The sequence below is a fragment of the Tumebacillus permanentifrigoris genome (assembly GCF_003148565.1).
Taxonomy (GTDB): Bacteria; Bacillota; Bacilli; order Tumebacillales; family Tumebacillaceae; genus Tumebacillus; species Tumebacillus permanentifrigoris.
Genome location: NZ_QGGL01000001.1, coordinates 503,605 through 517,843, shown reverse-complemented (window position 1 = coordinate 517,843; position 14,239 = coordinate 503,605). Strand labels below are relative to the sequence as shown.

Here is a 14,239-nt window from a genome sequence, read left to right as displayed (position 1 = left end):
AAGAGATCATCCGGTATTAGCACTCGTTTCCAAGCGTTATCCCAGTCTGCCAGGCAGGTTACCCACGTGTTACTCACCCGTCCGCCGCTGACATCCATGGAGCAAGCTCCACATCAGTCCGCTCGACTTGCATGTATTAGGCACGCCGCCAGCGTTCGTCCTGAGCCAGGATCAAACTCTCAATTAAAGTTTGATTCAAGGCTCGAATCGATTCTCATCTATCACTCGTTTAGTTTTCAAGGATCAATCTGTAGCTCGTTGGCTACTCAACTAATCTACCATACTACTTTCAATCTGTCAACAATCTTTTTCTACCACCGCATCATCTCGCGGCGACAAGAGTTATCTTACCATGACAGCCTGAGCAAACGAAACCTGATCGCTGAAACAAACCCAAACAAATTCGCTCACACCTCCCCCTTATTCTGACCCAGACTCGCCCACGCTTATACATGCTCCATAAAAAAACCGCGTCTGCAAACGTGCAGACGCGGTGTAGAACCTACTCTTCTGTTTGCTGATCGCCGTTTACTTCTACAACGGCTTCCTTGCTCTCTTCTTTGTCTTCCTTCTCATCCTCGTCACTCTTCGGCACGCTGGCGACGGTTGAGACTTCCTCATCCTCGTCATGCAACGTGATCAGTTTGACGCCTTGCGTGATGCGGCTGAGTTCGGAGATGGTGTGGACGGCCATGCGGATGACGACACCCGTGTTGGTGATGACCATGATGTCATCCTCCTCCGTCACGACCTTCAGCCCCGCGATGTGTCCGGTCTTCTCCGTGCGGTCGATTGTCTTGAGGCCGCGTCCACCGCGACCTTGGATCCGGTAGGAGTCAATCGGGGTCCGCTTGCCGTAGCCCTTGCTGGAGACGACGAGGATGTGGCAGTTTTCACTGGTCACGTCCATATCAATCACGTAGTCACCCGCATCGAGCTCGATCCCCTTCACGCCGGCAGCAGTACGGCCCATCGAACGCACATCGTTCTCCGGGAAGTGAACCGACATGCCATTGTGCGTCCCGATGATGATCTGTTGATTGCCATCGGTCAGCTTCACGCCGATCAACTCGTCCTCGTCTCCACGAAGTGTCAGGGCGATCAGTCCACCCTTGCGGATGTTCTGGAACGCGCTCAGCGGGGTCTTTTTGACGATCCCGCGACGGGTCGCCATGAACAGGAACGGCCCGTTCACGACCTCGACCGCCTCTTCGCCCTCGACATTGTCGAGTTCCACAACTTCCGCTTCTGCCGACTCCTGTACCGCTTCGAGCGGAATCACAGCCGAAACCATCTCACCCTGTTCGATGTTCAGGACATTGATGATCGGAGTGCCCTTCGCCGCACGGCCAAACTCCGGCACTTCGTAAGCTTTGATCCGGTACGCCTTGCCGCGGTTCGTGAAGAACAGCAGGTAATTGTGTGAGGACGTTGTGAACAGGTGCTCAACAAAGTCCTCCTCCTTCATCCCCGTCGCCGTCACCCCACGTCCGCCGCGTTTCTGGCTGCGATATGTATTCGCCGGCAGACGCTTGATGTAGCCCTGGTGGGTGATCGTGATGACGACTTCCTCCACCGGGATCAGGTCCGCTTCGTCGATATCACCTTCTGCAGCCATGACTGAAGTGCGGCGTTCATCGCCAAACTTGTCACGAATTTCGGTGATCTCTTCGCGGATGACCTCCATCAGTTTCGCTTTGTCTTCCAAGATCGCCACGAGTTCCGCGATCAAAGCCATCAGCTCTGCGTACTCGTTTTCAATCTTGTCGCGCTCCAGACCGGTCAGGCGTTGCAGACGCATATCGAGGATCGCTTGCGATTGCTCCTCCGAGAGGCCGAAACGCTCCATCAACCCGTTGCGCGCTTCTTCACCCGTGCGAGACGAGCGAATCAAGGCGATCACCTCGTCGATGTGGTCGAGGGCAATGCGCAAACCTTCGAGGATGTGAGCGCGGGCACGCGCTTTTTTCAACTCGAACTGGGTGCGGCGGATGATGACTTCCTTCTGGTGCTCCAGGTAGTAATAGAGCATCTCGCGCAGGTTGAGGACTTTCGGTTCCTTGTTGACGAGCGCCAGCATGTTCACGCCAAATGTCGCTTGCAACTGGGTGTGCTTGAAGAGGTTCATCAGCACGACCTGCGGCTTCACATCTCGGCGCAATTCGATCACGACGCGCATCCCGTTGCGGTCCGACTCATCGCGCAGGTCGGTGATGCCGTCGATTTTCTTATCGCGGACGAGTTCGGCGATTTTTTCTACCAAGCGCGCTTTGTTGACTTGATAGGGAAGTTCGTTCACGATGATCCGCGCTTTGCCGTTATTGGCTTCCTCGATATGAGTTTTCGCGCGCATCACCACTGAGCCACGGCCGGTTTCGTAAGCTTGGCGGATACCAGAACGTCCGAGGATGTGCGCCCCGGTCGGGAAGTCTGGTGCGGTGATGATCTTCATCAGGTCCTGCAACGTAATCTCCGGGTCCTCAATCATCGCCAGCACGCCATTGATGACTTCAGTCAGGTTGTGCGGCGGGATGTTGGTGGCCATCCCGACCGCGATCCCGCCAGAACCGTTGACGAGCAAGTTCGGGTAGCGGGACGGTAGGACGTCCGGTTGCTTTTCCGAACCGTCGTAGTTCGGGACGAAATCGACCGTTTCCTTGTTGATGTCGCGCAGCAGTTCCATCGCGATCTGCGACATGCGCGACTCTGTGTAACGCATCGCTGCTGCTGCGTCGCCGTCGACCGAACCGAAGTTCCCGTGACCGTCGACCAGCAGGTAGCGGATGTTGAAGTCCTGTGCCATCCGCACGAGCGCATCGTATACAGATGCATCGCCATGCGGGTGGTATTTTGCCAATACGTCACCGACGACGCGCGCCGATTTTTTGTACGGTTTATCTGGCGTCATCCCGGCTTCGAACATAGCGAACAGAATCCGGCGGTGGACCGGTTTCAAGCCATCACGCACGTCCGGCAGTGCGCGGGAGACGATAACCGACATCGCGTAGTCGATAAAAGAGCTTTTTAACTCATGAGCTATGTCAATCGTCGGGTTGCGATCGATGTCTGCCATTGGGTATCCCCTTGTTCAAGAATGATAAAAAAATTAGATGTCGAGGTTCGCGTATCGCGCGTTCTCCTCGATGTAATCGCGGCGCGGTTCAACGCGATCGCCCATCAGGTGGTCGAACAGCATCTCCGCTTTGGCCGCGTCCTCGATGTTGACTTGCAACAGCGTGCGGCTCTCCGGGTCCATCGTGGTCTCCCACAACTGGGTCGGGTTCATCTCGCCGAGACCTTTGTAGCGCTGGATAGTGACGCCTTGGCGGCCGATCTCGGTGAGGCGTGCTTCCAGTTCCTTGTCGCTGTAGGCATAGGTGACCGTCTTGCCCTTGGCGACTTTGAACAGCGGCGGTTGTGCCATGTAAATATATCCGGCCTTGATCAGATCCCGCATGTAGCGATAGAAGAACGTTAACAGCAGGATGCGGATGTGGGAACCGTCGACGTCAGCGTCGGTCATGATGATGATCTTGTGATAGCGTGCTTTCTCGAGGTTGAAATCGTCCCCGATGCTCGTCCCTAGTGCCGTGATGATCGCACGGATCTCGTTGTTGGACAGGATCTTGTCCAGTCGTGCCTTCTCGACGTTGATGATCTTCCCGCGCAACGGGAGGATCGCCTGGCGATGCCGATCGCGACCTTGCTTGGCGGAACCGCCAGCGGAGTCACCTTCGACGATGAAAACTTCGGACTCGGATGGGTCGCGGGACGCGCAGTCAGCAAGTTTTCCTGGCAACGAAGACACTTCCAACGCCGATTTGCGGCGGGTCAGTTCGCGCGCCTTGCGAGCTGCTTCTCGTGCTCGGAACGCCAGCAGCGATTTCTCGACGATCTTTTTACCCGTCTGCGGGTTTTCCTCGAGGAACTGCAAGAACTTCTCGGCAAAAAGGGTCTCGACGATCCCCCGCACTTCCGAGTTGCCGAGTTTCGTCTTGGTCTGCCCTTCAAACTGCGGCTCTGGAACCTTGACGGAAATGACGGCGCAGATCCCTTCACGCACATCATCACCAGTCAAGTTGCTCTCGTTTTCCTTGAGCAAATTGTAGCGGCGTGCGTAGTCGTTGATCACGCGGGTCAAGGCCGACTTGAAACCAGATTCGTGCGTGCCGCCTTCATGCGTGTTGATGTTGTTGGCAAACGAGTAGATGCTGTCCTTCGAGTAGGAGTCGTTGTACTGGAGCGCGACTTCGGCGGTGATGCCTTCCTTCTCGCCTTCGGTGTACACCGGCTTGTCGAACAGCACTTCTTTGCCTTTATTCAAATACTCGACAAAGGACGCAATTCCGCCCTCGTAGTAGAATTCGTCCGCTTTTTCTCGACCAGAGCGCTCGTCGGTCAAACTGATGCGCAAGCCCCCGTTGAGGAACGCCAACTCACGCAAACGTCCTTCCAAAATCTCATAGTCGTACTCCAGAGTCTCTTGGAAAATTTGCGCATCCGGTTTAAACGTGACGGTGGTACCCGAGCGATCGCCATCCCCCATCTCGCCTACTGCGGTCAGCGAGTTCTGCGGTGCTCCGCGCTCATAATCCTGACGATAGACCTTGCCATTCTGGCGCACCTCGACTTTGAGCCACTCCGCGAGCGCGTTGACAACCGAAGCCCCAACGCCGTGCAAACCGCCAGATACCTTGTAGCCGCCGTCGCCGAATTTCCCGCCAGCGTGGAGGATCGTGAAGACGACTTCGACGGTCGGAATGCCCATTTTGGGGTGAACCCCAGTCGGGATGCCGCGGCCGTTGTCGATGACAGTGATGGAATTGTCTTCGTGGATTTTTACGACGACATGGTCGCAATAGCCTGCCAGCGCCTCATCGATCGCATTGTCGACGATTTCCCAGACGAGATGATGCAGGCCCCGGGAAGCCGTAGAGCCAATATACATGCCCGGACGTTTGCGGACGGCTTCAAGTCCTTCGAGGACCTGGATCGAATTCTCATCGTAGACGTAGGGTTTGTTTTCCTCAGTCAATGTCTAACCCTCCAGAAATCTGATTATGTATCTGCTAGTGTAGCCATCATTTCCCGATCTTTAAATACTCGATCTTTAAAATACTAGCATTTTACTGGGCAAAATAAAAGTCCACCGGGTCGTTAGTCCCGGTGGACGCCATTCTCACGCTGCCTATTCGAGCTCGGATACGAAACCAGCTCGTTTTTTTAACGTCAGCGAAGAGATCGGCGAGTAGAACACTTTTCGGGTCGTCACGACGAACGACTTGCTCTCGTTCTCGTCGATCACCACGACAAATCCTTCTTCGTCGGCGACATCAAGAAACTCCTTGGTCGCGTCTGCCGAATATTTCATCTTGAGGTCAAAAATCGCGATGACTTCCTTGCTCTGCACCATGACATCCCCACCCAAGTGGATGAACATCGAACGCACCTACCCTTCCCTGCAAATCACTCCGTGTTCCACGCGGTACACGTGGGCTTGTTCCTGCATGAACTGCTCCAATCCGTACGTGGTGGTCGTCGTGATCAAAGTCTGCACGCGCTCGCCCATGCTCTCGACCAGATGCAACTGCCGTTCGCTATCCAGCTCCGAAAGGACGTCATCGAGCAACAGCACCGGGTATTCGCCGACTTCAGCGCGGATCAATTCGATCTCCGCGAGTTTCATCGACAGCGAAGCCGTGCGCTGTTGACCTTGAGAACCGTACGTATGCACCTCTCGATCGTCAATCCGCACTTCCAAATCGTCGCGGTGTGGACCGACAGATGTCGTCCCTCGAAGGATATCCTGTCTGCGCTTTGATTGCAAGGTTTCAAAAAACCGCTCCGTGACGTCCGCGCCTTCTAGCAAATCAAACGAGTTGACATAACGAAAGGAGAGCAGTTCCTTGCCGCCTGAGATCCGGCTATGAATGTCCCTCGCAAAGTGTTCGAGCTTCTCCACGAACTCGTAGCGTTTTTGGACGACTTTCGCCCCATAGACGCACAACTGCTCGTCCCAGATCGCGAGCAGATCCTCTTTTTTTTCCTTTTTCGAGATCTCCTTGAGCAGCGTGTTGCGTTGCAGGAGCACCTTTTGGTACTGGGAGAGGTTGTAGAGATACTGCGGAGAAACTTGCCCGATCTCGACATCGAGAAAGCGGCGCCGCAGTTGCGGGCCGCCTTTGATCAATTGCAGGTCTTCCGGGGCGAACAGCACCACGTTCAAATGCCCGACGAAATCGCTCATCTTGCGTTTTTCGACGCCGTTGACGCGGCTTTTCTTGCCCTTGGCGAGCATGTGCAGATCGAGTTTCAACGTGCGGTCTTCGCGCTCGACCATCCCTTGCACCAGCGCCGTTTCCGCTTCGAAGCGGATCACTTCGGCATCGCGGCTGGTGCGGTGACTCTTGGCGACGGCAAGCATCAGGACCGACTCGACCACGTTGGTTTTGCCTTGCGCATTCTGACCGACAAAGATGTTTACGCGCGGGCTGAGGTCGAACAGCTGCAAGGACTCGTAATTGCGAAAATCACGAAGTTCCAGCGCTTTGAGCCACATCTACGGGGTTTCCTTTTCCAGCTTGTACGTGCCAACACCCGCGATGACGACGAGGTCGCCTGGGTGTAGTTTGCGGCCACGACGGTTCTCGATCTCGCCGTTGACCGTGATGTCGTGCTCTTCCAGGAACCACTTGGTGTTCCCGCCCGAATCGATGATGTCGGCAAATTTCAGGAATTGACCGAGCTTGATCTCGTCCTTGGACAGAAAGATCTCTTGTGCAGCCATGCAGGGATCGACTCCTTCAGGAATTAGTAAATGCGCACCGGCAAGATCAGGTGGAGGTATGTCGGGTTGTCTGGCAATTTGATCAAGAACGGGCTCATCGAACCGGTAAACTCGATCAGCAGATCCGGGCTGTCGATGACGCGCAGGGCGTCCATGAAGAACTTGGAGTTGAACGCGATCAACAATTCGTCCCCGTTGACCTGAATTTCATCGATCGGCTCCGACATCTTCCCGGCATCCGGGGATGCGGAGGTGATTTCCAAGCGGTCGTGCTTGATGTTAAAGCGTACCACGTTGTTATCCGATTCCTTCGCCACCAACGATGCGCGCTCGACAGCACCTTGCAATTCCTTGGTGTTGACGGTGAGACCTGTTTTGAAAGTCGTCGGGATGATTCGCGAGATATCCGGGTATTGCCCGTCGATCAAGCGGGTATAGAACTGCGTATGGCCCATTTTGACCAGCACTTGATTTTCCGCGACCACAACGTCGACGAGCACATCATTGTCGGCAAGCAGACGGCCAAGTTCGTTCAAGCTCTTGCCTGGCACGATCACGTTGGTAAATTCCATCTCAGGCGGTGCTTCGACAATCGATTCGCGCGTGGCGAGGCGGTGGGAGTCGGTCGCGACGAATTTGAGATTGCCGTTTTTCAGTGTGAACAGCACGCCGGTCAGCACCGGGCGGATCTCCTCGGAGGAAACCGCGAGCGATGTTTGGCGGATCATGTCTTTTAGAATGTCCGATTGTACGGAGAAAACCTGATTGCCCGCCACTTGCGGCAGGCGCGGGAATTCTTCGTGATCCAGACCGTGCAGGTTGTACTCGGTCTTGCCTGAGCGAATGATCGTCAGGTAGTTCTGTTTCACTTCGATCTCGACGGTCTTGCCTGGCAGCTTGCGAACAATTTCGCCAAAAAAGCGCGCAGAGAGAACGATCGCACCGGCCTCTTTAACTTGGACGATTTCTTCGTCGTCTATCAGCGTCGGCACCAATGTTTCGATTCCGATCTCCAAGTCGGTTGCGGTAAAACGCAGTCCGCTCTCGTCTGCAGCCATCTTGATCCCTGACAAGACGGGAATCGTGGACTTGCTGGAAACTGCTTTGTGTACGTTTTGTATAGCCTGCACCAATGCGTTTTTGAGAATGATAATTTTCATGCTTGGGCCCCCTCACTGGGATCTCATAGTTGTACTAGTACAGCACCGTTACGCATATTGTTGTAGGAGATAATATATAGATCTTTTTAGTAATAATACTAGTAGGCGCGGTGGATATGTGGATAACGCCGAAAATCCCAGCCAGAGCCGGGTTTGATCGGTGTGGACAAAATGTGAGCAAGTTCGACATGGTTATCCACATATCCACGGTCAATTTTTGCCCAAAAGTTATGCACAGTTTGACCACAAGGCTTATCCCCACCTGTTACTTGTGGCCGAGTTTGTCCTTCACCGCCTCGACCGTTTGCCGAAGTGTGAAGTCCGTTTGTAGTTCTTTGGCGATTTTTTCGTGGGCATGAATGACCGTGGTATGGTCGCGGCCACCGAACTCATCACCGATCTTCGGCAAGCTGAAATCGGTCAGCTCGCGGGCGAGGTACATCGCAATCTGGCGCGGGTAGGCGATCGCCTTCGTGCGCTTTTTGGCTTTGAAATCATCCAATTTCATATCGAAATGCTCGCCAACCGTCTTTTGAATGTCTTGGATGGTGATCTGGCGCGGCTTGTTGGACGGGATGATGTCCTTCAACGCCTCGGCTGCCAGTTCCGCAGACAGGTCGCGGTTGATCAGCGACGAGTAGGCGACCACGCGGATCAGCGCACCTTCGAGTTCGCGGATGTTGGTGTCGATTTTGTTCGCGATATGCGAGATGACATCGTTGGGGATGTCCAGCGCTTCGGCCTTAGCCTTTTTGCGCAGGATGGCAATCCGGGTTTCATAGTCCGGCGGCTGGATGTCGGTGATCAAACCCCATTCAAAGCGGGAGCGCAGACGGTCTTCCAGCGTCGGGATCTCCTTGGGCGGGCGGTCGGAGGAGATGATGATCTGCTTGTTCTCCTCGTGCAGCGCGTTAAAGGTATGGAAGAATTCCTCCTGGGTTTGTTCTTTGCCAGCGAGGAACTGAATATCATCGATGAGGAGGACATCCACGTTGCGGTACTTATTTCGGAAATCGATCGGGCGGTTGTCACGGATGGCATTGATGAACTCATTGGTGAACTTTTCGGACGAGATGTAGACGACTTTTGCCGAGGGGTTCGATTCCAACACATAATGACCGATCGCGTGCATCAAGTGGGTTTTGCCCAGACCGACGCCCCCATAGATGAACAGCGGGTTGTACGCTTTGGCCGGTGCTTCCGCGACGGCGAGCGACGCTGCATGGGCAAATCGGTTGCCGGCCCCGATGACGAATGTGTCGAAGGTGTACTTCGGGTTCAGCGCAGACGGGACAAACTCTTCGCCGGTGGTACCGTTTGACTTCGCAGGTACAGGCTTGGGCGAGTTCTCGTACAGAGATTCATCGAAGACCTGGGGAATGACAAACTTGACCGCAACCTCCGACATCGTTAATGCGGCGAGTGTTTCTTTGATGATGTGGGAGTACCGTGATTCCAGCCAATCGCGGGCAAAGTCGTTCGGCACGCTGACAATCAGGGTATTCGATTCAAAGGAGACGGGCTTCGTGGATTTGAACCACGTCTCGAAACTAGGCTTGCTGAGCTTCGTCTCAAGGGTGGCTAAAGTCTTCTGCCACAGGTCTACAGCTTGCCGATCCATAGAAGACGAGAACCTCCTCAAAAAATGCACAAATAAAAATCCACAGTCGATGGTTCTATCAACAGGAGCTGTGGATAATGGTGTAGGCATAAGATGTCGATATTTTATACGATTTGACAATCGATGTAAACCAATATCCCCAACCATGTGGACAAGCCGTACACAGCCTTGGACAACTATCCACAAACTTATCCACAGCTGTTAGTAACTTTGTGGATCGAGTAAAGTTCTCCACAAAGGGCTTTTCCATAATACCAGATAGGAAACCCTCATGACAACGGGACTTTTAGAACTTATCCACATAGGCAACAGGAAGCAAGCGACTGTATACACAGCCGTGTGGATTGTGGATAAGGATGTTGCAGGTTGTGGCTAACCTTGTCGAAACGTTCGAAATGTGTCGAATCCGTTATCCACAGGCTCAAATGCTGGCGTTGAAGCTCCGACTCCAGTCTTTGTACTTGCGTCATTTACTGAGAACCGCTATAATGATAAGGAATATTGTCTCTAACCAAGTGACTTGTGTCTCTTGACATAGACAAGTCGTAAGGGAGGTGTAACGATGGGACCGACTTATCGTCCGAACGTACGCAAGCGTAAAAAGGTTCACGGCTTCCGTACCCGCATGTCTACTAAGAATGGCCGTCACGTGCTTGCACGTCGCCGTGCTAAAGGCAGAAAGGTTCTTTCCGCATAAAGGCCACATTTTGTGGCCTTTTTTTCTACATAATAGGTGGGTTTACGCTCGAAGATGTAGCGGTTAAACGGCACCCTTGCTTCCGATACTAGAGATGGAATGGGGGCCAGCTCATGTTACAACGGGAACACCGATTGACAGACAAGCGAGATTTTCAGCGAGTATTCCATCACGGGCAGTCGTTTGCCAACCGCTATCTCGTTCTCTACTATATGAAAACAACCAACCCCGCGTTTCGGATCGGATTCTCCGTTTCCAAGAAAGTCGGCAAGGCGGTCACGCGCAACCGCGTCAAGCGATTGCTGCGCGAGGCGTTCCGGCTGGAGAAGGAACGGGTAACCGAATCCTACGACTTCGTGGTGATCGCGAGGCCGTCTGCGGCGGAGCTTGATTTCCATACGATACGCCAAAATGTCCAGCACCTGTTGCGCAACATGGATGCCAACAAGGACGGGACTGCGAAGAAATCGACACCCCCTGGGAAAAAGGGCGCGCCGGTTCGCAACGGCGGCGAGAAAACGAAGGGAGCCACCTCCTCATGAAGCGAGGGGTTCTGGCGTTTTTCCGTTTCTATAGGAAGTTTATCTCGCCGTTCAAGCCTCCGTCCTGCCGTTTTTACCCGACATGCTCTGCCTACGGTGTGGAAGCCGTGCAACAGCATGGCGCGGCGCGCGGTCTTTTTTTGACTGCGATTCGCGTGGGCAAATGTGGCCCGTGGCATCCGGGCGGGTTCGACCCGGTGCCAGATGCTCCTACACAAATACATACTGATGCTCTCAACAAGGAGGGAAATCCCGCGTGTTGCGTAAACAATCACGAATGAGCATCTTTTTGCTTCTGATCGTCCTCGCGATGACACTCACTGGCTGTACGGCGAAGACCACAGCAGAAGGCCAGATTGACCGCAGTGGATACTGGGGGAAATTCGTCGGGTTCGTCTCTGACGGGCTCGATTACTTCTATCATCTGCTCGGTGACTACGGGATCGCGATCCTGGTCGTCACGCTGATCGTCCGTATCATCGTATTCCCGCTGATGATGAAGCAGATCCGCTACCAGAAAGTCATGCAGTCGATCCAACCGGAACTTGCGAAGATTCGCGAGAAACACAAGGACGACAAGGAAAAGATCAACGCAGAAACGATGAAGATCTTCCAACAATACGGAGCGAACCCGTTCTCTGGCTGCCTGCCGATCATCGTGCAGATGCCGATCCTGTTCGCGCTCTACCAAGCGATCACCGTCAACCCGGATCTGAAAACGCACTACTTCCTCGGCTTCCTGGCGCTCTCGGAGAAACAAGGCATCGCCAACATCGTCCTCGCGATCCTCTCGGCGGCGACGACATTCCTTCAGTCGAAGATGTCGATGACCAACGCCAAGGACCCGAACACCAAGATCATGCTGTTCTTCATGCCGTTGATGATCGCGTTCTTCACTTGGCAATTCCCGGCTGCACTGGGTCTGTACTGGATCTTCGGTAACATCCTGACGATCATCCAAACGTACTTCACCAAGGGCATCCGCAACGCAGCACCGACCAGCCCCGAACCGGCTGCTCCGGCGAAAAAATCCGGAGGCAAGTCGAAGTGAAAAAGGTGATCACTACGGGGAAAACGGTTGAACTCGCAACCGAACTCGCGCTGAACAAGCTCGGGCTCTCTCGTGATCGCGTAGATGTAACCATTTTGACGCAGCCAAGTCGCGGTCTGTTCGGCTTGTTTGGCAAGCGTGATGCAGAGGTTCTGGTGGAGGAGCTTGCACAGGAAGTGCTTGCCCCCGACCCGATCGGTGAAACGCGCAAATTCCTCGAAGAGGTGTTTGCGGCGATGAACTTGAGAGATCTCACGCTCACGGTTGAGGAAGAACAGGACAACAGTTACTTGTTCCGCATGAAAGGCGAGTCGATCGGCGTGCTGATCGGCCGCCGCGGAGCAACGCTCGATTCCTTGCAGTACTTGGTCAATCTCGTGGCGAACAAGCACAGCGATACATTCTTGCGCATCTCGCTCGATGCCGAGGATTATCGCAAGCGCCGGCAGGAGACGCTGGAACGCCTCGCCGACCGCTTGGCCAAAAAAGCTGTGCAGAGTCGCCGCGAAGTGGTGTTGGAACCGATGGGATCTGTGGAGCGCAAAGTCATTCACAGCTATCTCCAAGACCGTTCGAACATCCTGACCTACTCGCAAGGGGAGGAACCGTACCGCAAAGTGGTGATCGCCCCGCGTGGCAGTGATCAGAAACCACGCCGCAAACCGGCCTCGCCGCATCAGCAAAAATCGCAGAGTGGCACACGCCGCTCGCACTCGAAATCGTCGAAGTCTGCTGTGCCGTCGCATAGCAAGGAACCGAACGAAAATCGATAGCATCAGGCAAAAACGACCGCCAGTGCCACGCACTGCGGTCGTTTTTTTTATACGAGTAGGGCGAACCTGTGGATAACGGGTTCGCTTTTTTTGTGCGGAGATGTTTCGAAAAAGTATCCACATGTGGATAGTTCTTGCCAATGTTTTGCGCTATGATAGAATGGTTATGCACAAGTGATAGAACGGGCAAACTGGATAGGAAGAAGCTAGACAGGAGCGATACCCGCATGAAGGAATTTGACACGATCGCCGCGATTGCTACCGCTCTCGGCGAAGGCAGCATCTCCGTCATCCGTGTGAGCGGCGCCGACGCGGTGACCGTTGTGGATAGGATTTTTCAAGGCAAACACGCGTTGTCCACTGTGGACAGCCATACCATGAATTACGGCAACATCATCGATCCACAAACGGGCGAGCGCGTGGACGAAGTGTTCTGCGCTGTCTTCCGTGCGCCGCGCACCTATAGCGGTGAGGATGTGGTGGAGATTCAGGGCCACGGTGGGATCGTGGCCGTGCAGCGCGTGATGCGCTTGGTCCTGAATCATGGGGCCCGCCTCGCGGAACCTGGTGAGTTCACCAAGCGTGCGTTTCTCAATGGCCGCATCGACCTCTCGCAGGCGGAGGCGGTCATCGACGTGATCCGCTCCAAGACAGACGCTGCGATGAAAGTCGCGTTCCGCCAAGTTGAGGGCGGACTGTCTGTGAAAATCAAGGAACTGCGGCAAAAAATGGTCGAGATGCTCGCCCATATCGAAGTGACGATCGACTACCCGGAGCATGATGTCGAGGATGTGACGATCCAACATGTCATCCGCGAAGGTGACACGATTGTCGAAGCGATCGACGCCTTGCTTGGAGGAGCTACCACAGGGAAGATTCTCCGCGAAGGGCTCAAGACGGTCATCGTCGGCAAGCCGAACGTCGGCAAGTCCTCCCTGCTCAATGCCTTGTCGCGCACGAACCGGGCGATCGTCACCGATATCGAGGGCACGACCCGCGATATCTTGGAAGAGCACATCAACTTGCGCGGAATTCCGCTGAACATCATCGACACGGCAGGCATCCGGGAGACGGAGGACGTCGTCGAGAAAATCGGCGTGGAGCGTTCGCGAGAGGCGTTGGAAGCAGCGGACCTCGCGTTGCTGATGGTCGATGCCTCCCGTCCGCTCAGCGATACCGACCGTGAATTGGCGGAGTTGGTCAAAGTCCGACCGACGATTGTGATCTTGAACAAGCTCGACCTGCCGCGCCGTGCCGATCTGGACGAGTTGCGCCAGATCGCGGGCGAGTTCAAGATCGTCGAAACCTCTGTCACAACGGGTGCAGGGATGGAGCAATTGGAGCGCGCCGTGGAGGACTTGTTCCTATCTGGCGGCATCGAGGGTCAGGAGAGCACCTACCTGTCGAACGCCCGCCACGTGGCGTTGCTCGAAAAAGCAAGACGCGAGATGAGCGAAGCGCTGGAGAGCGCTCGGATCGGCATGACGCTCGATCTGGTGTCCGTCGATGTCCGCAACTGTTGGATGTCGCTCGGCGAAGTGGTCGGCGAAGCGGTTGCAGATGACCTGCTCGACCAGATTTTTTCGCAATTCTGTCTCGGGAAATAAC

The 14,239-nt window shown here is 54.6% G+C and carries 13 protein-coding genes and 1 rRNA gene; 6 read left to right on the top strand and 8 right to left on the bottom strand.

What is annotated here, in order from left to right; all coding sequences use genetic code 11:
- The 8 genes from C7459_RS02345 to dnaA all read right to left on the bottom strand — a co-directional run.
- Nucleotides 1–187: ribosomal RNA gene (locus C7459_RS02345) — 16S ribosomal RNA — on the bottom strand; the annotation flags it as partial.
- Between the two features lie 315 nt (nt 188–502).
- Nucleotides 503–3,073, bottom strand: coding sequence for a DNA gyrase subunit A (gene gyrA / locus C7459_RS02340; RefSeq protein WP_109685861.1), 2,571 nt, complete (start codon nt 3,071–3,073; stop codon nt 503–505).
- A 33-nt stretch (nt 3,074–3,106) separates the two neighbouring features.
- Nucleotides 3,107–5,035 (bottom strand): DNA topoisomerase (ATP-hydrolyzing) subunit B, encoded by a 1,929-nt coding sequence (gyrB, locus tag C7459_RS02335; RefSeq protein WP_109685860.1) that lies wholly within the window; start codon nt 5,033–5,035, stop codon nt 3,107–3,109.
- Nucleotides 5,036–5,188: 153 nt separating this feature from the next.
- Nucleotides 5,189–5,440 (bottom strand): extracellular matrix regulator RemB, encoded by a 252-nt coding sequence (gene remB, locus C7459_RS02330; protein ID WP_038093873.1) that lies wholly within the window; start codon nt 5,438–5,440, stop codon nt 5,189–5,191.
- A 9-nt stretch (nt 5,441–5,449) separates the two neighbouring features.
- Nucleotides 5,450–6,559: a DNA replication/repair protein RecF gene (gene recF / locus C7459_RS02325; RefSeq protein ID WP_109685858.1), complete on the bottom strand. Its 1,110-nt coding sequence runs from the start codon at nt 6,557–6,559 to the stop codon at nt 5,450–5,452.
- Entirely contained in the window at nt 6,560–6,787 is a 228-nt protein-coding gene (yaaA, locus tag C7459_RS02320) for a S4 domain-containing protein YaaA (RefSeq protein WP_109685856.1), read from the bottom strand.
- Between the two features lie 23 nt (nt 6,788–6,810).
- On the bottom strand, nt 6,811–7,947 hold the full coding sequence (gene dnaN / locus C7459_RS02315; RefSeq protein WP_109685854.1) for a DNA polymerase III subunit beta: 1,137 nt from the start codon (nt 7,945–7,947) through the stop codon (nt 6,811–6,813).
- 265 nt (nt 7,948–8,212) lie between these two features.
- Entirely contained in the window at nt 8,213–9,568 is a 1,356-nt protein-coding gene (dnaA, locus tag C7459_RS02310) for a chromosomal replication initiator protein DnaA (RefSeq protein WP_109685852.1), read from the bottom strand.
- 562 nt (nt 9,569–10,130) lie between these two features.
- On the opposite strand from dnaA, the gene rpmH reads away from it, so the two are divergent.
- The 6 genes from rpmH (at nt 10,131) to mnmE (ending at nt 14,238) form a co-directional block, all read left to right on the top strand.
- Complete coding sequence (gene rpmH, locus C7459_RS02305; protein ID WP_109685850.1) at nt 10,131–10,265, top strand: 50S ribosomal protein L34; 135 nt, start codon at nt 10,131–10,133, stop codon at nt 10,263–10,265.
- Nucleotides 10,266–10,378: 113 nt separating this feature from the next.
- On the top strand, nt 10,379–10,807 hold the full coding sequence (gene rnpA / locus C7459_RS02300) for a ribonuclease P protein component (RefSeq protein WP_109685848.1): 429 nt from the start codon (nt 10,379–10,381) through the stop codon (nt 10,805–10,807).
- Complete coding sequence (yidD, locus tag C7459_RS02295; RefSeq protein ID WP_109685845.1) at nt 10,804–11,088, top strand: membrane protein insertion efficiency factor YidD; 285 nt, start codon at nt 10,804–10,806, stop codon at nt 11,086–11,088. Before rnpA ends, yidD begins: the two co-directional genes overlap by 4 nt.
- Nucleotides 11,064–11,858 (top strand): YidC/Oxa1 family membrane protein insertase, encoded by a 795-nt coding sequence (locus C7459_RS02290; protein ID WP_245884364.1) that lies wholly within the window; start codon nt 11,064–11,066, stop codon nt 11,856–11,858. The genes yidD and C7459_RS02290 overlap by 25 nt, the downstream gene beginning before the upstream one ends.
- Nucleotides 11,855–12,631, top strand: a complete 777-nt coding sequence (jag, locus tag C7459_RS02285) for an RNA-binding cell elongation regulator Jag/EloR (RefSeq protein WP_109685841.1) — start codon at nt 11,855–11,857, stop codon at nt 12,629–12,631. The genes C7459_RS02290 and jag overlap by 4 nt, the downstream gene beginning before the upstream one ends.
- 227 nt (nt 12,632–12,858) lie before the next feature.
- Nucleotides 12,859–14,238 carry a tRNA uridine-5-carboxymethylaminomethyl(34) synthesis GTPase MnmE gene (gene mnmE / locus C7459_RS02280; RefSeq protein WP_109685839.1) on the top strand — a complete coding sequence of 460 codons (1,380 nt, stop codon included), beginning with the start codon at nt 12,859–12,861 and terminating at the stop codon, nt 14,236–14,238.
- Nucleotide 14,239: the final 1 nt, after the last annotated feature.